This window comes from Pelosinus sp. IPA-1 (genome assembly GCF_030269905.1).
GTDB lineage: Bacteria > Bacillota > Negativicutes > DSM-13327 > DSM-13327 > Pelosinus.
This window is the reverse complement of record NZ_BSVC01000003.1, coordinates 170,633-187,727: the sequence shown is the minus strand read 5'-3', so window position 1 is coordinate 187,727 and position 17,095 is coordinate 170,633. Positions and strand designations below refer to the sequence as shown.

General features: G+C 43.7%; 14 protein-coding genes. 7 read left to right on the top strand and 7 right to left on the bottom strand.

Translation table 11 applies throughout. The annotated features are described in order from the left end of the window. Window positions 1-6 precede the first annotated feature (6 nt). From QSJ81_RS07605 to QSJ81_RS07585, 5 genes are all read right to left on the bottom strand, one after another. Window positions 7-144 (bottom strand): cyclic lactone autoinducer peptide, encoded by a 138-nt coding sequence (locus QSJ81_RS07605; RefSeq protein ID WP_285716808.1) that lies wholly within the window; start codon window positions 142-144, stop codon window positions 7-9. Between the two features lie 109 nt (window positions 145-253). After that, window positions 254-880 (bottom strand): accessory gene regulator ArgB-like protein, encoded by a 627-nt coding sequence (locus QSJ81_RS07600; protein ID WP_285716807.1) that lies wholly within the window; start codon window positions 878-880, stop codon window positions 254-256. A 32-nt stretch (window positions 881-912) separates the two neighbouring features. After that, on the bottom strand, window positions 913-2,250 hold the full coding sequence (locus QSJ81_RS07595; protein ID WP_285716806.1) for a sensor histidine kinase: 1,338 nt from the start codon (window positions 2,248-2,250) through the stop codon (window positions 913-915). Between the two features lie 585 nt (window positions 2,251-2,835). Further along, the gene (locus QSJ81_RS07590; RefSeq protein ID WP_285716805.1) at window positions 2,836-3,345 is read right to left on the bottom strand and encodes a 3-isopropylmalate dehydratase small subunit; all 510 of its coding nucleotides are present in this window, start codon (window positions 3,343-3,345) and stop codon (window positions 2,836-2,838) included. Between the two features lie 10 nt (window positions 3,346-3,355). Beyond that, window positions 3,356-4,609 (bottom strand): 3-isopropylmalate dehydratase large subunit, encoded by a 1,254-nt coding sequence (locus QSJ81_RS07585; protein WP_285716804.1) that lies wholly within the window; start codon window positions 4,607-4,609, stop codon window positions 3,356-3,358. A 317-nt stretch (window positions 4,610-4,926) separates the two neighbouring features. Between QSJ81_RS07585 and QSJ81_RS07580 the strand changes: the two genes are divergently transcribed. From QSJ81_RS07580 to QSJ81_RS07555, 6 genes are all read left to right on the top strand, one after another. Next, window positions 4,927-6,804 carry a sigma 54-interacting transcriptional regulator gene (locus QSJ81_RS07580; RefSeq protein ID WP_285716803.1) on the top strand — a complete coding sequence of 626 codons (1,878 nt, stop codon included), beginning with the start codon at window positions 4,927-4,929 and terminating at the stop codon, window positions 6,802-6,804. Window positions 6,805-7,165: 361 nt separating this feature from the next. After that, window positions 7,166-7,795: a TetR/AcrR family transcriptional regulator gene (locus tag QSJ81_RS07575; RefSeq protein WP_285716802.1), complete on the top strand. Its 630-nt coding sequence runs from the start codon at window positions 7,166-7,168 to the stop codon at window positions 7,793-7,795. A gap of 124 nt (window positions 7,796-7,919) precedes the next feature. Further along, window positions 7,920-9,053, top strand: a complete 1,134-nt coding sequence (locus QSJ81_RS07570) for an efflux RND transporter periplasmic adaptor subunit (RefSeq protein WP_285716801.1) — start codon at window positions 7,920-7,922, stop codon at window positions 9,051-9,053. Then, a complete protein-coding gene (locus QSJ81_RS07565) occupies window positions 9,050-12,142 on the top strand; it encodes an efflux RND transporter permease subunit (RefSeq protein WP_285716800.1) in 3,093 nt (1,030 codons plus the stop codon). Before QSJ81_RS07570 ends, QSJ81_RS07565 begins: the two co-directional genes overlap by 4 nt. A gap of 257 nt (window positions 12,143-12,399) precedes the next feature. Beyond that, window positions 12,400-12,855: a hypothetical protein gene (locus tag QSJ81_RS07560; protein WP_285716799.1), complete on the top strand. Its 456-nt coding sequence runs from the start codon at window positions 12,400-12,402 to the stop codon at window positions 12,853-12,855. Window positions 12,856-12,874: 19 nt separating this feature from the next. Beyond that, complete coding sequence (locus QSJ81_RS07555; protein ID WP_285716798.1) at window positions 12,875-14,191, top strand: lipase family protein; 1,317 nt, start codon at window positions 12,875-12,877, stop codon at window positions 14,189-14,191. 260 nt (window positions 14,192-14,451) lie between these two features. Here the strand turns inward: QSJ81_RS07555 and QSJ81_RS07550 are convergent, their stop codons facing one another. Both QSJ81_RS07550 and QSJ81_RS07545 read right to left on the bottom strand, forming a co-directional pair. After that, entirely contained in the window at window positions 14,452-14,889 is a 438-nt protein-coding gene (locus tag QSJ81_RS07550) for a VOC family protein (RefSeq protein WP_285716797.1), read from the bottom strand. Window positions 14,890-15,007: 118 nt separating this feature from the next. Next, window positions 15,008-15,889 carry a LysR family transcriptional regulator gene (locus QSJ81_RS07545; RefSeq protein ID WP_285716796.1) on the bottom strand — a complete coding sequence of 294 codons (882 nt, stop codon included), beginning with the start codon at window positions 15,887-15,889 and terminating at the stop codon, window positions 15,008-15,010. 177 nt (window positions 15,890-16,066) lie between these two features. Between QSJ81_RS07545 and QSJ81_RS07540 the strand changes: the two genes are divergently transcribed. Further along, complete coding sequence (locus QSJ81_RS07540) at window positions 16,067-17,068, top strand: DMT family transporter (RefSeq protein WP_285717203.1); 1,002 nt, start codon at window positions 16,067-16,069, stop codon at window positions 17,066-17,068. Window positions 17,069-17,095: the final 27 nt, after the last annotated feature.

Genomic DNA, 17,095 nt, shown 5'->3' with positions numbered 1-17,095 from the left:
CTATTATTATTCGTGATCTTGTAAATGCTCTGGAACTTGCGGTTGGTACATGCCAGTCATGCACGCTGGAAGAATAAATAGAGTTGAAGCGGCAAGCATTGATGTAGCTGCATAACGCAACAAGTATAGTTTTAATTTTTGCAATTTAAATCCTCCTTTTCATATAAGTATTAAACCATTAAATTTATCATAAAGTTAAATTTTGTTAAATACAAGGAGTCTTGTCTAAAAAGGCTATGATATTGTCTAAAATTCAATTTAGCTTGTCAATTAGCGTCTCTATCGTGGCAACAAAATGATATCCAGTTGGAGTAATGCTAACGATTTGCCAACCAACCCCTCCTACACTTGCCAAGATTAACGCAGTAACTTCACCACTGGTAATCGTTAGTACGCTCAAAGCAATTGCCCAAACAGCAATAAAAAGGTAAGAAAGTTTTCTATATCTTGCTTTTTTTGCAGGCGAAGTAACTGGTTTTGCCACTGTATCAGCAGGCACCCATTTATGTATGATATAACCACTTCCAGCGACTACAAAAGCAAGTACGAAGAAAAACAGCGTGTGTGGTACTAGCAGTATAGTAGCAGCCTTACCAATACATACCATAATGATCGTTCCAAGTAGTAGACACCGAAGATAAGTAGAACAATGTGCCCCTCCCGAAACAAGCCGCAGGATACTTGACGAGACTAATGCGGATAGAACATAAGGTACAATTCCTAACCACCATGCAACTCCAATTATAAACGCAATATTTATAATCGTTCCTAAAAATGTTTCTAATCCAAACCTTACGGCCGCAGTATCTCTGGCATCAAGTTGCAATTCCTCTTCTAGATAGCGCGCCACACCTACAGCAACTTTTCCTAATCCACTCATTTTTACCATCTCCTCGAAGCTATGTTATTATTTTATATTCTGCGATTTCCAGATTGCCCTAGAGGGATCACAACCCGAAAGCATGTGCCCTCGTTATCGCTTATCACGTGGATATTGCCGCTATATTTATTAACAATTTTTTGGACATTATAAAGCCCCATACCTCTCCCCTCCCCTTTCGTTGAAAACCCTGGCATAAATATACTAGCTACCATAGGGGACGGAATAAGCGGTCCATAATTTTTCACTTCCAACACATAACCATCCAAACCTTGCCCAATAATAACCTCTACCCGTCTTTCCGGCACAGGTAATTTGTCTGCTGCCTCCAGGGCATTATCAATCAGATTTCCTAAAATCAGATTGATATCTCTCGCTTCCAAGGGAGAATTCTGCAAACTGGTTTCCACTGTAATATGCAAATTGATCTTTCGAGCTTCTGCCAAACCAGTCTTAGTATACAATAGTGCCGTAACACCTAGATTGTCGGTCTTCACCAATTCAGAAGTAGCCGCAACTTCCTCCACACTCTTTTTTAAATAGCTTCTGGCCTCTTGGTATTCCTGCACTTCCAGCAAACCGTATATCACCTGTAATTCGTGACTAAAATCGTGGCGCTGTCCCCGCATCGTATTCAGTAGTTCCTCAACATGGCCGAGTGTGCCAAGTTGTGCTTTATTCTCCGCCTCCCGACGAATGAAGGCCATGAATTGCCTGATAATAATCATAGTTATGAGCGGTACTATTGCATTTATCAAGATAAAATATAAATGTATAGGAGCTTGGAAATAATCCGTGTAAGCAAGATAATATCGCCAACAAAAAAAGTTTATTAATAACGACTGTGTAAGTAATAGAGCCGCTAGCCAAAGTAACTTCTTGTTGCGTCCAGCGTCCACTCCCTCTGGCAGCCCAAAATTAAACCAACGTATCAGAAAAATAACCACTATGTCAATTAACATTTGCAAAATGAAATAAGGCATCCGTAACCACCAGTTATTTGAAAAAGCGGTAACAGAATGTCCTGTTACAAAAATGTATAAAGGCATCACCCAAGATTCAATACAGCTAAAAATACTAATTCCTAGCAAAGCAGCTAAGCAACTACTTTTATATGGAATTCGCATTATAGCATACATTAGTAACGAAAGAGTCACCACCTGTATTACCGTATGTACGCCGAAGGGAATAGACGTCCACTTTCCGAGAACCAAAAAAAGAAACATTACAACTAGAGTCTGCCCTCCTCCAATCAACAGAATTTGGCGAAAGCTAGGCCTCATCCCCAGAAGCGACAAACTTAACCATGCTAACACCATAGCTTCTGGAAAAGAATTAAACATAATCATGGTAAAATCAATTTCTGGCATTTTTCTTCCTTCCATTTCAAAAGCATTTTCATCAACCTAATATTACATTTAAACTAAGTATGTTTAGCTGTGAAGGCAATCTCTGCCATTAACTAAATCTAAAATACATTCTCTATATGTTTTATCTATGAATACATTTTTTAATAGTAATAAAAAAAGCAAGACACACGCCTCACTTTTTAAGCGTCAATTTGGTAATTGCAGGTTCGAAAACCTTCAGACCCATGCGCTCTTATCTACGATACACTATATCTATATAATTGTTAAAATTATACAGCGATTAGAAAATTATGTCAATATTTATTGTCTACACTCCAGAAGTCAGTTACACTACTATATAGTTTCTAAAGGCTATTCTTTAGATAACGCCGATCATGCAAAAAAACATAAGCAAAAAGGTCCTGCAAAGCTCTACTTTACAGGACCTTTCCCCTTCTTTCCATGCTCCAGCGTCATCTGCTTGCGCTCAGAGATTGTACTATTCCCTTGCCTAAATAGTACCTTATACCATTTGATTTCGAAAAATACTATTAAAAAAATCAAAAGAGATGTTACTCTACTCACTCCGAACTTTCAGCAAACCTCTCAGCTCTGATTTTCCATTTGTTTTCTGATCAGAGGCTTTATACCACCACTGTTAATGATGTCCATTACATATTCAGACATGGGCTGGGCTTTTACTGTGAGACCTGTCGTTTCATTCCTAATCTGTCCAGACTTTATATCAATTGATACATTATCGCCTTTTTTAACCATGCTACTGATCTCAGGACAAACCAATACTGGTATCCCTAAGTTAATTATATTTCGATAAAAAATCCGCCCAAAAGATTCCGCCAGAATAACGCCGACACCGATTGCTTTTAATGTAATTGCAGCATGTTCACGACTTGATCCACAACCAAAATTTGTGCCAGCCACAATGATATCACCTTGCTTAAATTCCTTAACTAGATTAGGATCTGCTCCCTCCATCGCATGCTTTGCCACATCTTGTACATCTGTCAATTCTACGAAACGCCCTGGATATATTTGATCTGTATCAACATTCTTACCAAAGACAAAAGCTTTACCTTTAACTACTGTTTCCATCATATAACACTCCTTAATCAATATATTGGGACGGATCAACAATTTTACCTTCTAATGCAGCTGCGGCTACTGCGGCTGGTGATCCGAGAAAGATTTCTCCTTTTGTGTGGCCCATCCGCCCTGGAAAATTTCGATTCGTAGAGGTAATGCAGGTTTCACCTGCAGCAATCATACCTTCATGAGTACCTAAACAACAGGCACAGCCAGGAGTGACGAAAGTAGCACCTGCTTCAACAAGAGTCTGAATATAGCCCAGTTTCATAGCTTCCAGAAAAACTCCCTTGGATGCTGGAACAACAACGAAACGAGTGCGTGGATGAATCTTTTTGCCAGCTAAAATTTTAGCAGCTACCGCCAAATCTGGTACACGTCCACCAGTACATGATCCTAAATACGCTTGATCTACCTTTCTATCAATAAAATCCGTTATATCTGCTACATTATCAACACTGAAAGGCGCTGCTAATTGTGGTTTTAGACTCGATACATTAAAGGTATGATCCGCGGCATACTGATACCCTGTATCCGTCGTGTAAATTTCGTAATTGCCTGTCACTTTTGCTTTCAAATATTCCATGGTTATTTCATCCGGCTGAATATAGCTTGTTTTGGCCCCCATCTCTGTAGACATGTTACACAAAGCCATCCGTTCGGAAATGCTTAACTGTGAAAGTACAGACCCTGTAAATTCTACTGCCTTGTATACTCCATAATCAGCTCCTAGTTCACCAATTACATGCAAGATAATATCTTTAGCGTAGACTCCTTTAGGCACTGTCCCTTCAAGATTGATGCGAATGATTTCAGGGACTCTAAACCAAAGCTTCCCAGTAAGCATAATAATAGCCAAATCAGTAGCCCCCACCCCTGTTCCAAAAGCACCAAAAGAACCGTGAGTTGTCGTATGGGAGTCTGTTACTACAACAATCTCTCCGGGATACACTAGGCCCTTATCCGCCAAAACCTGATGACATACTCCTTGATCAATATCCATTAATAAATCAATACCCTGATCCCAGCAAAATTCACGAAACTGTTTTTGATTGTCCGCTTGTACGATAGTAGACGGCGGCGAGTAATGGTCAAAAAACATGATAATTTTACTTGGGTCATACACTTTTTTGCCACCCATCTCAAAAAATGAACGTACTGTTTGTAGATATAAATCATTGATACCAGCAAGGTCGACACTACAGTTTACAATTTCGCCTGTTGAAACAGATTCTTTTCCCGCCTTTTTCGCTAGAAGTTTTTCAATTGCGTGCATAATAATCCTCCATGTTTAGTTTATATCGATAAGCTTTTTCCATAACTAATGCAAAAGTCGTGCCACATCGGATTCTTTCAAGCAATGGTGCTATTTAGCAACATCTGCTGGAAAAATGCATCTCAAAAACGTTTCAAACTACGACATTCGTCTCATTTTGTTTCATTGGGTTTTCTTTGCAACACTAACTTTCTATTAAGATAAGCAATTTATGTATCTTAATACTATAATCACCTCACTTCATCTTGTTGCAAGTGAGCCATTAACCTTTTATAATAGGAGAAAAATGTTGCATCTCGTTTCACAGGAGGCAAATTATGTCCCTTATCGCATTTATCGCTCCAGACATGAGCTTGTTTGAAAGTGCTCGCCAATTATTTAAGGCTCATCATAACGATATACATATCGTGAAAGGATTACTCCACGAGGGCGTTGCTATTGCCACTGCTCTTTGTTCCAAAGGCACCGAGATTATCATCTCTCGCGGCGGTACTGCTACTGCCATCAGAAATTCAGGGCTGGAAGTTACGGTTGTCGAAATTCCCATAACAGGGTTTGATATTATTCGTACCGTTGAGAAAGCTAAGTTACACGGCCACACTATCGGAGCTGTTACCTTTTCTTCTTTACTCCAAGAAACCGATTGTTTGAGCCCTATCCTGGGAGTAGACATTCGGCTTTATCCGATTGATGCTGAAGAAGAGGCAGAGACCCAAGTATCTCAGGCTTTCCAAGATGGTGTGAACGTCGTTATTGGCGGATTTATTACAAAACAGATCGCCCAAAAACAGGGCTACCCTTTCGAATTAATTGGAAGTGGTGCGGAAGGAATCCTACAGGCAGCACAAGAAGCAAAACGAATTGCCCATGCACGTAATTTAGAAAAAGAAAAGACCAGCCTATTCCGGGCAGTCCTGAATTATGCCTATGAAGGGATCATCTCTGTTGACAGTCAGTATCGTATCACTTTTTTCAACCCCATTGCAGAGCAGATTACAGGCATTAGCAGCAGTAAGGCTACGGGTAAGAACATTGCTAAGGTTTGGCCTGAACTTAACCTGAAGCAAGTTATGCATATGGGAAAAGATGATTTAGCACACATTCTCAAAATTAATGAGGTTGACGTTCTTTGCAACAAAATCGCCATTGTCGTCAACAATACTACGGTAGGCGCTGTTGTCACATTTCAAGATGTAGCTCAAATTCAACAAATGGAAGCTCGGGTAAGACGTCGCATTTATGACTTCGGGCATATTGCAAATTATTCTTTCAAAAATATTGAGAGTACAAGTACAGAACTAATATCAACCATTGAAATGGCGAAGGATTTCGCCTTAACTCATTCCTCTATTTTAATTATTGGTGAAACAGGTACGGGCAAAGAGGTATTTGCCCAAAGTATTCACAATTACAGTGAACGTCACCAAGGTCCCTTTGTCGCTATTAACTGCGCTGCCCTCCCTAGTCAAATACTGGAGAGTGAATTATTTGGCTATGTAGGAGGAGCTTTTACTGGTGCTAATCCAAAAGGAAAACCTGGATTATTCGAAGTCGCCCATGGTGGTACCATTTTTCTCGATGAAATTGCCGAGATGGAGTATGTGACACAAAGTAAGCTACTACGTATTGTACAAGAGAAAAAAGTGATGAGACTCGGCAGTGACCGTGTCATTCCAATTGACGTTCGCGTTATTGCTGCCACGAATAAAAACCTGAAAAATCTCGTAAATGAAAATAAATTTAGAGCGGATTTATATTATCGCCTCAATGTTTTACAACTTAGAATTCCTCCCTTGCGGAATCGAAAAGAAGATATTAAATTACTAGCTCAATTCTTCTTAAAGGAACATCAAGGTATTATTAAACATCACTTAAAACTTGCTCCCTCCGCCATAAAAGCGCTTACTGAATATACGTGGCCTGGCAACATACGTGAATTGCAAAATATAATTGAACGAGTCATCGCCGTACATAAAATTGAAACGATTGATGCAACCATCATTAACCGATTACTTGGGGATCAACAAGACAATAAGGATGACCATGCTGATATACTACCTAATGAGTTAGAGGAAATCAAAAAAGCTCTCGCCCTGACGAAAGGAAAATATGCAGCAGCAGCAAAAATCCTTGGCATAAGTCGCTCTACTCTTTGGCGTAAGCTCAAGCATTTTGGTATAAGCAAGACGTTATGACTAATTTAATGTCATAACGTCTTGTTTGTATTTATTATTTAAAAGCTTCAGCCAAATCCTAAAATGGCAATAGTTTTTCCTCGTTCTGAGCGCAAAAAAAAATAAACAATCCGTTGCTCATCGTCGCAAGCCTTCGCATTTTTGCTACTGAAGATTTTCAGGACAGACCGCAGGAATGTAAGGGAGTGGCTATATATACATCTCCCTAATTATCCGCCCGCCATACTACATGTCTAAGCGTGAATAGTGTCAGAATGAAATCACGTGTAATCATTTGCTAACAAAATGGAAAATTAATCCTTGACATAGTTTTTCAACAAGGTTTATAATTTGAACATAATTCAATTTATTGAGGTGCATTATGGCCAGAACTCCGCAAGATCCTCAAATTCGCATCACCGAAATTTTAGATGCTGCCGATCAGCTGTTCTTTACTAAAAGTTACCAGGGAACCACCATCAAAGATATCGCTAAGAAAATGGGCGTTGCCCAGGGAATGCTGTATTACTACTTTAAGTCAAAAGAAGAGGTATTAGAAACCTTGCTTGATCGCCATGCCTCTGCTCTTATTTCGGAAATCAAGGAGATAACTTCTTTAAACACCATTTCCCCGTCTGAAAAAATGGGCTTAACGGTAGCTGCCGTGTTACGTAAAACCAGTTATAAAGACGGGTTTCTGCTCAATATGCTATATGATACCCAGAACCTGCATATTAAAGACAAATTGTTTCGCCAACTTGCCGTCTCCCTCTCACCTTGGTTGTTGAATATCATTGAAGAAGGAACTATGAATCGGGATTTTTGCGTATCCCATGCTCCGACCACTGTGGATTACATCTTGGTGATCATGGACTTTTTAAGCGAAGCACTCTATGAAAAAACAGCTGCTGACATCTTGTCTTATCGCTTGAGAATGGCAGAAGCTCTTATTGAAAAAGCGCTGGGCGCACAAGAAAAAACAATCCATATCATACTAACCGGGCAAGTTTAAAACATAATGAAGGAAAAAATTCCGCCATCCAAACAGCTTTTGGGGTGAGCGGTTTTTTCCGGGCAATTAATTGAACGTAATTCAATTAATTGCCCGTATAAATTAGTAAAGGAGTAATATCATCATGCAATTATTTAAGCCATTCAATTGCTTAAAAACAATCCCCAAAAAGAAATTATCTTACGTTTTGGCAGCAGCCGCTTTATGCATTGCCAGTATTCTTTTCTGGAAAGCTAACAGCCAACCAACCGCCGCAGTTGAAATGATCCCCATGGTACGCACTGCTGTAGTCAGCGCTGCCGGGGGATCAAAGAGTTATACATATGCCGGGGAAGTGCGTGGGCGCTATGAAAGCCAGCTTGCCTTTCAGGTGGCCGGTAAAATCATTAAACGTAATGTACAGCTCGGCAGTGTTGTCAATGCCGGCGACGTTTTGCTTCAAATTGATCCCAGAGATCTTAAACAAACGGTTAACAGCAGTTCGGCGCAAGTCTACTCCGCCGAATCCCAGCTAAAGCTGGCGGAAAGCAACTTGCAGCGCTACCGGCAATTGTACGCCGAGAACGCCATCAGCCAGGCTCAGTTGGATCAGTACGAAAATGCGTATGAACTGGCTCAGGCTGCCGTGCGGCAGGCATCCGCCCAATACGGGCAAAGTTCCAACCAATTGGATTATAGCCTGCTCCGTGCAGATGTCTCCGGTGTCATTGCCGGCATCAACACGGAGACCGGGCAAGTAGTTAGCGCCGGCCAAACGGTAGTAACCATCGTCCAGAATGGTGAGCGCGAAATGGAAATCAGTGTGCCGGAAAACCGCATTGAAGAATTGAGTAAAGCTTCGCAGCTCACGGTGTCTTTCTGGGCGCTCCCCAATGTAAAAGTTAGTGGCAAAGTGCGTGAAATCGCACCCATGGCCGCTTCGACCACCCGAACTTACCAAGTGCGTGTCAGCTTGCTGAACCCGCCGCCGGAAGTTAAACTCGGCATGACGGCTGCCGTGTCTTTGAACAGTGCCAGCGATCAAAACGTCCATCTGATTGCCATTCCCCTATCTGTCATCTATCAAACCAACGATACACCCGGCGTTTGGGTGGTGACTGATTCTACCGTCCGTTTACGTCCAATTCAAATTGTCAGCCTTGACAACAACCAGGCACAGGTGAGGGGCCTGGTTGCCGGTGAAATCATTGTCACGGCCGGCGTGCACAAACTCCGTGAAGGGCAGCAGGTCCGGTTACCGGAGGGTGGCCAATCATGAAATCCTTTAATTTGACCGAATGGAGCCTCAACCACAAACAACTGATTTATTATTTCCTCACTGTCATTTTCCTTGGAGGACTGTTCGCCTATCAGAATCTCGGTCGGATGGAAGACCCGGACTTTACCATCCGCCAGATGGTCGTATCGGTGGCGTGGCCTGGCGCAACCGCCCGCCAGATAGAGGAACAGGTAACCGATAAAATTGAAAAAAAATTACAGGATACACCGGGGCTGGATTACCTGAAAAGCTATTCGTTGCCTGGACAATCCGTAATATATGTAACCCTGAAAGAAGATACGGTTACCGCGGACAAGGTACGGCCCATCTGGCTGGAAGTGCGCAATATGGTCAATGACATCAAGACCACCCTACCGCAGGGCGTCGACGGTCCTTACTTCAATGACCAGTTTGATGATGTGTTCGGCTGCATCTACGCCCTAACCGGTGACGGCTACAGCTATGAAGACCTGCGGGAACAGGCAGAAACCATCCGCCGAACCTTACTGACAGTACCCAGTATAAAAAAAGTGGATCTGCTTGGCGTACAGGCGGAGAAGATTTATATTGAGATCGAATCCGCCAAATTGTCGCAATTGGGGCTTGCCCCATCCGACATTACCAGTGCCGTGACGGCGCAAAACGCCATGGCGGCGTCTGGCATGATCGAAACCGCTTCCGATAACGTTTATCTGCGTGTCTCCGGTATGTTCGAAAATATCGATGATTTGAAAAATCTACCGCTGCGTTCCAATGAACGCACCTTCCGTCTTGGTGATATCGCCAAAATTGAACGCAAGTACATTGACCCACCGGCGCCGAAAATGTTTTACAACGGACAGCCAGCTATCGGTTTGGCACTTTCCATGGAAAAAGGAGGTAACGTTCTTGCCCTGGGAAAATCCCTGGAACAAAGCACGGCTCAAATCAAAGAGAATCTGCCGCTCGGACTGGAGCTACATACGGTTACCAATCAGCCCACCGTTGTTAAAGAAGCCATCAACGAATTCGTCAAAACGCTGGCGGAGGCGATAGGCATTGTCCTTCTGGTTAGTTTTGTCAGTCTGGGCCTTCGTTCCGGCTTCATTGTGGCACTCTGCATCCCGCTGGTTATTACCGGCGTATTCATTATCATGGACATGCTGGGCATTGCCTTGCACAAAGTCTCTCTGGGGGCGCTGATTATCGCCCTGGGCCTTTTGGTGGATGACGCCATTATTGCCATTGAAATGATGATCGTGAAGCTGGAACAGGGCTGGAGCCGGTTTGATGCCGCCTGCCACGCTTATACAGCAACCGCCTTTCCCATGCTGACTGGCACTCTTATCACCTGCGCCGGATTCATTCCAGTCGGTTTTTCCAAGGGAAGCGCCTCCGAATTTGTCGGCAGCATTTTCTCGGTCATCACCATCGCCCTCCTGATATCCTGGGTGGTCTCCGTTATGGCCGCTCCCCTATTTGGGTATCGGTTGCTTAAGGTTACCCCTGCCGATCACGCGGCAGAACAGGATGTGTACAATAAATCCTTTTACCGCCTGTTTAAACGTCTGCTGAGCTGGTGTCTGTCCCATCGTCGTCAGGTATTGGCAGCCACCGTCCTCTGCTTTGTCGGCTCGCTCCTCCTCATGGGACTACTTAAACAGGAATTCTTCCCGGCTGCCACCCGTCCCGAACTCATCGTGGAATTGCAGCTACCGGAAGGCGCCTCCCCGCAGGCAATCGAACAGGAAGCCGCGAAATTCGCCAATCGGTTTGCCGAAGATGATAGAATTGCCAGCTATACCTATTATCTGGGAGGCGGAGCACCGCGTTTTGTGCTGACAGCTGACCCAGCTGTTGAGAATTCAAATTTTGCCCAATTTGTTTTTGTCGCAAAAGATTTAGCATCCCGCCTAGAGCTGCAGAAAAAAGTCCAATCCCTCTTTGCCACGGAATTTACCAGCGTGCGCGGGCACACCAAGATTATTCAGTCCGGCACGACCGACCCTTATCCGGTTATGCTCCGGATCAGTGGCCCAAATCACGACAAAGTCCGGAACATTGCCGGGAAAGCTAGGAATATCCTCGCTTCTGACCCCAACCTTACCGATATCAGCCTGGACTGGAATGAAAAAAGCAAAGTTCTGCGCCTGGACATAGATCAGGCCAAGGCCCGTGCTCTGGGCATAGATAATCAGGCGTTGTCAGCCAGCCTTCAGGCGCTGTTGTCCGGCGTGGGTGTCGGGGAATTCCGGGAAAAGGATAAAACGGTCGGTATTGTGTTCCGCGTAGACCCGGAAAGCCGCCAGGACCTTTCCCGCCTCAAGGATCTTAATATTCACATCGGCGGCGGCCGCTTTGTACCGCTGGATCAGATCGCCAAAATCCGTTATGAGGCTGAAGAAGGCATGATCTGGCGGCGTGATTTAAAAACGATGATTACTGTTCAGGCCGACACTGCGGAAGGTGTCCTGGGAGAAGATGCGGCGATAGGTGCTTATGAACGCTTACAAGAGCTTCGCACTTCCCTGCCGTCAGGCTACAGCATCAAAATCGGCGGTTCCGCCGAAACCAGTGAAAATGCTATACGCTGGCTGCTTCAACCTGTACCGGCCATGGTCGTCATCATCATTACCCTGCTGATGTTTCAGTTACACAACATTCCCAAGATGCTCATGACCCTCTTGACAGCACCGCTGGGAATGATCGGCGTAACCCCGGCGCTCTTACTGACCGGACGCCCGATGGGCTTTGTCGTGCAACTGGGCATTTTGGCACTCGCCGGAATTATCATCCGAAACTCGGTTATACTGATTGATCAGATTGACCGGCATATCGACGCCGGCGAACCGTTATGGGATGCGATCATCAATGCAACCGTCAGCCGCTTTCGTCCCATCATGCTCACTGCTGCAGCGGCGATCCTGGGCATGCTTCCGTTAGTATCCAGCATTTTCTGGGGACCCATGGCCGTCGCTATCGCCGGCGGGCTCTTTGTTGCCACTATTTTGACCCTCATAGTTTTACCGGTCATGTATGCGGTTTGGTATAAGTCCACGCCATCCTATGAAAACCTCCCCGATATCACGCCACCAATTGGGAGGCCATAAATAGGTATAGAAAAGTTTTACTATTTTTTTGTATTTTTCTATCTTTTCGCCTGCTCAGCAGGACCCATCACCGCCATACGCCGACTTCAACTGCCACACCACTCTAGCCGTCGTTACCGGCAACCAGAGCAACGACACCTGGTCCGCCGCTAGTGACCTACAATAGCAATACCGGTGCGTGGAACAGCCCTTCCAGGCTGCCTGCATGCCGGAATCTGTAAGACCAATATCCGAGAAAATAAAGGAGGAGCCACTGCGTGGAATGGTTGGATGCCCTAAAAATTTTTGTGTTGCTTGCACCGGAAGCAGTTTTTATTTTGGGCACTCTCTTCATCGTCAGCGCCTTTTATGTCTCTTATGCCTTTTGGAAATTATATCATGACTTGATTGACTATGAGCTTGACGATGAAGAGATCCCAGACCGACTGTCGGTACCATGCCTAACACGAAAAACACCGTCTAACAACGACTGTATATCTAACAACTACTGTATAAAGGAAAGCAAGCGAATGACTACGGAACAACAACGATACTACGCTGAAAAAGAACAACTGCTGGCAAGAACAGACTGCTTAATCCGGGAATTGGCCCAATTGCAACAAACCGGACCAACGGAATGCATCCTCTGCCTAACCAATCAGTTGGTAGAACGCTTAAGAGAGCTATCTGCTTTACGGCAGACCAGCGCCTGCCGCCGTAGGCGGTACGAATGAACTGCGGAGGTGCCAGGAATTGAAACGCTTATTGCTGTTCTGCCTTGTCATTTGCCTGCTGGCCTATCATCCGGCCCCAGGCCATGCCGGGGCGAAAGAAGACTATGAAGAAGCCTATATCCTCTATTTGACTGCGGCTGCCAGCGCAGCGGCCTATAATGGCCGTATCGGCGAGCTGGTCAATCGCTATCTGGAACAGGACGGCTGGCAAATCGATCATTACGTCCAGTCCCAGGGCCATACCGGCGCCCGCTACCTGATTGCTCAAAAAAAAGATGTCCCCTATTATCTGGTGTCCATTGTCGGCACGGAAAATGATAAGGATATTGAAACCGACCTCAAATTTGATAAAATATATTTCGCCGGCAGCAATGAAGAAGAATTCGCAGCCAATGCTGCTAAAAAAGATGTTCTCGGTACCGAACCTAAGGTGCACAGAGGATTTAATCAATTTGTACAAGCCGGCCTATCAGCTGTCTTACGCAATCCCCGGCAGGCTAGTCTCTCGCTTCCCGACTTGCTCCCAGCTGATAAAACCCGCAAATTGTACATAACCGGCCATAGTCTCGGCGGCGCAGCCGCCACCTTGGCCGGCGCTAGACTACTTAGCGCCGGCATCAGCCCGGAGCAGTTGGAAGTCATTACCTTCGGCGCACCCGCCGTAGGCAACGACGCCTTTGCCGCTAAATTCAGCCCCACTCTCCATCTAACGCGCATTGTCAACTCCGGCGATATGATAACCGGCATCCTGCAAACCCTGGTTGGCGGCTACCGGCAGTTTGGCCGGGAAATTAACTGGCAGCCGCCCGACACGGTGAGCGACGCGCATCAATTAATTGGCTACATTGATTGCGCAATAAAAAACTACTATGACAAACGCCGCCTGGCTGTTGCGGCCGGAATGCAGCTACCCGTCCCGTCCGTCGGCAAGCAAAAAAATCTCGGGCGCGTCTATATTACCCCACTCGGCAATAACCTCCCAGCCGACCTGATGGAAGATTTTTTATACATGCAGGAGGCATTGCAGGATGAATACCAGCAGACATTACCGGACTATGTTACAGCTAATGCCCAAACTGACTGGCGGGAGGCAGCCAGCGCCTCCGGATGCCGGTGGGCCATTGTCTCCGACGTAAGCGCCATGCGTGTAAAACAAGAAAAGAACACCTACTACATCACATTAACGCAAACTGTCTATGATGTTACAACCGGTACCGCCGCTACCACCGCCACTTTTTCGACCGCAACCTATAATCTAACTCCCCTTGAAGCCTTCATTCATACTTTCAAAGGAATGCATGCTCATTTTACGGATCATTTTGCAAACACAAATTGATTTTGTTGATCATTTCGCGGAAATCGCCGGCTACACTCTTACATTGCTTACGAGCCTCCTGCACTTAACCTCTGCTCCACAAATTGAAAAGGAAGCCTGATGATAGAATCATCAGGCTTCCTTTCGCTTTTATTTTTATCTATTCCAATGATTAAAAATATTGTTTTAGGTGGCTGACCAGAAAAATCCGCAAATATAACAGTTCCATGTTCAATATAAAATACTCCACGGCATAAACCGCGAGGGTAGCATTTTAATTTCTACTTTTGATAATTTGAAATCTCTATAAGGTTTTTATCAGGATCCCTTATATAAACTGATTTTATAGAACCAAGAGCTCCTGTTCTCATAACAGGGCCGTCTTCAATCCCAATACTATTAGCTTTAAGGTGTTTTATGACATCCTCCAGCAGGATATTTGTAATAAAGCACAGATCTGCTGAACCTGGCATAGGTACTTTCGCTTTGGGTTCAAATTCTTTTCCCACCTGATGAAGATTAATCTTTTGATTGCCAAAAGACAACGCAACTCGTCCACTGCCAAATCTGACAACATCCATTCCCAAGACCGTCGAGTAAAATTCTATTGCTTTTTCGATATCAACAACCGTCAAAACAAGATGATCGATTCTATCCACTACTTTTAGGCACGGAGTAACTACATTTACATCATTACTTGACGACGCACTTGCTACCACATTGTCCTCCTCCTTGCACGTCAATTTCGAATTCCTGTCTGACCATTTGAGCGAAGGTCATCATCACTCACATTGAATAAGGAATTTTCTCTTTGTCTTCCAATAAGCTTGCACTATTTTACTTAAGAATCATATCTTTTAACAAATCCAAAAAATGCTTACTACTAGCAGACAATTTGTGATTTCTCGCCCAGACAATTACCGTTTGCGTTGATACGGCAGGCTCCACAATTGTTTTGTAAGTCAATTCTGAATCAGAAATAAGTCCCTCGGTAGACTTCGGAACTAAGGCCATACCAATCCCCAATTTTGTCCATATTATATTGAGTAAAATCCCATCACTAATACATACGATGTTTGGCGTAAACCCGACCTTCTCGCACCATTCTACGAACATGGCTTTCCACCTTAATGGAACAATCAACGGCTGGTTAGCAAGTTCAATCAGCCGAACATTGACAGGATCATCGCCACAAAGGCTTCCATCCTTTCGCATCGCAATTACTAGCGGCTCATCGGGTAGAGTAATTGATTCGTAAATTTCCGAATCAAAAGGGGCTCGTATAATACCAATCTCAATGACTCGATTATTCAATAACTCTAAAATCCGACTGCCGTCCCCTTCCCATAGTTGGAATGTAACATGAGGATATACATTATGAAATTGGTGAAGTAAGTTTGGCAGCAATGTTGCCCCAGATGTGGTAACCGTTCCTATAGAAAGTGTACCGACTAAACCTGAGTTCAATTCAGTAATTTCTTTAACTGTACCATCGACTAATCCTAAGATTTGTTCTACCCGCTCCCGTAATAACTGACCAGCTTCGGTCAATCTGATTCTACGACTGCCGCGCTCAAACAATTGAACTCCAAGATCATCTTCTAATTGCTTCATCTGCTTACTAAGGGGCGGCTGCGCTATATTAAGACGCTTCGCAGCATTGCTAATATTCCCCTCCTCAACAATGGCATAAAAGTTCTTCATATCCCGAATATCCATTTTACATACCTCTTACTATACTTTTTCGATATAGAACGTATATTTTATTAGTAATTTTATTATAGTTTGCACCATGCTATAATTGCAACAAATAATAGAAATGCCACATCAATTTTCCTAACGTTTGATTTCTTTAGATCGCAGAATAAACAAGATTAAGGATTGGGAGTGATTGTAATGAGTGACCAAACTACTCTTTGTAACAACTTTGACATTAGAAACATCGCAACTGCTAACCCTTCCCCTCGGATGAAATTCCAAAACATACACCTGCTTTTAATGACTGTTCCTATATTTCTTGGAACTTCCTATGTTGCAGCTAAAATAGGGATGCAACAACTTCTTCCTCTGAACCTAGTTATCTTACGTTTTGTTGTTGCCTCTTTCGTGTTTACCCTTATTCTATTACTTAAAAAGGGAACTAGCTCCATCGATAAAAAAGATATACCTCAATTTTTCACACTTGGCTTCTTTGCGATTACTTCCTTTTTCTATATTCATTATACTGGTTTACAATATACAACCAGTACAAATGCCGGTCTCATTATGGCAACGACCCCGGTCTTTGCTGCTTTATTCTGCATAATTACTAAAAAAGAAAAAGTGACTACTCGTAGTAGGATAGGAATCTGTATTGCCTTTATGGGTGTTCTGCTAGTCATCAGCCAAGGAAAATTTGGCGATCTATTCCACCAAAAGACACTTTTAGGAGACGGTTTACTGATCCTAAATGCACTCGTTTGGGCCTGGTTTACTCTTAAAGGTAAAACAGTGTTAGAAAAATATAGTCCATTTACCGCAATGGCTTATATTCATATTTCTGGAACCATTCTATTGCTGCCATTTGCATTTTTTCCAACGGTATTTGCGGAAACATCACTGTTGCAGCAACTTCCCACAATTAGCAGGGCTACCCTCTTAGCCACCGCATATTTAGCTGTTTTTTGCTCCGTTTATTCATACTTTATTTGGTATTTAGGAATCTCAAAGATCGGTGCCGTTAAAACAGCAATCTTCAGTTATTTTAACCCAATTATGGCTATCGTAGCAGGCATACTGTTTTTTGATGATAAACTGACTCTATCGATTGCTTTAGGTGGATTATTCGTCATTTTAGGTGTATATATCACCAATCAAAAAAATGCCCTCTCTTCAGATAACACTATATCTGCCAAATAAAATAGAACCTTCTTTAGCAAAAATTCT

Excerpts from the sequence above, each read along its gene's own strand:
- QSJ81_RS07600 (WP_285716807.1), bottom strand. The coding sequence starts at position 880 with ATGAGTGGATTAGGAAAAGTTGCTGTAGGTGTGGCGCGCTATCTAGAA.
- QSJ81_RS07595 (WP_285716806.1), bottom strand. The coding sequence starts at position 2,250 with ATGCCAGAAATTGATTTTACCATGATTATGTTTAATTCTTTTCCAGAA.
- QSJ81_RS07590 (WP_285716805.1), bottom strand. The coding sequence starts at position 3,345 with ATGATGGAAACAGTAGTTAAAGGTAAAGCTTTTGTCTTTGGTAAGAAT.
- QSJ81_RS07585 (WP_285716804.1), bottom strand. The coding sequence starts at position 4,609 with ATGCACGCAATTGAAAAACTTCTAGCGAAAAAGGCGGGAAAAGAATCT.
- QSJ81_RS07580 (WP_285716803.1), top strand. The coding sequence starts at position 4,927 with ATGTCCCTTATCGCATTTATCGCTCCAGACATGAGCTTGTTTGAAAGT.
- QSJ81_RS07575 (WP_285716802.1), top strand. The coding sequence starts at position 7,166 with ATGGCCAGAACTCCGCAAGATCCTCAAATTCGCATCACCGAAATTTTA.
- QSJ81_RS07570 (WP_285716801.1), top strand. The coding sequence starts at position 7,920 with ATGCAATTATTTAAGCCATTCAATTGCTTAAAAACAATCCCCAAAAAG.
- QSJ81_RS07565 (WP_285716800.1), top strand. The coding sequence starts at position 9,050 with ATGAAATCCTTTAATTTGACCGAATGGAGCCTCAACCACAAACAACTG.
- QSJ81_RS07545 (WP_285716796.1), bottom strand. The coding sequence starts at position 15,889 with ATGGATATTCGGGATATGAAGAACTTTTATGCCATTGTTGAGGAGGGG.
- QSJ81_RS07540 (WP_285717203.1), top strand. The coding sequence starts at position 16,067 with ATGAGTGACCAAACTACTCTTTGTAACAACTTTGACATTAGAAACATC.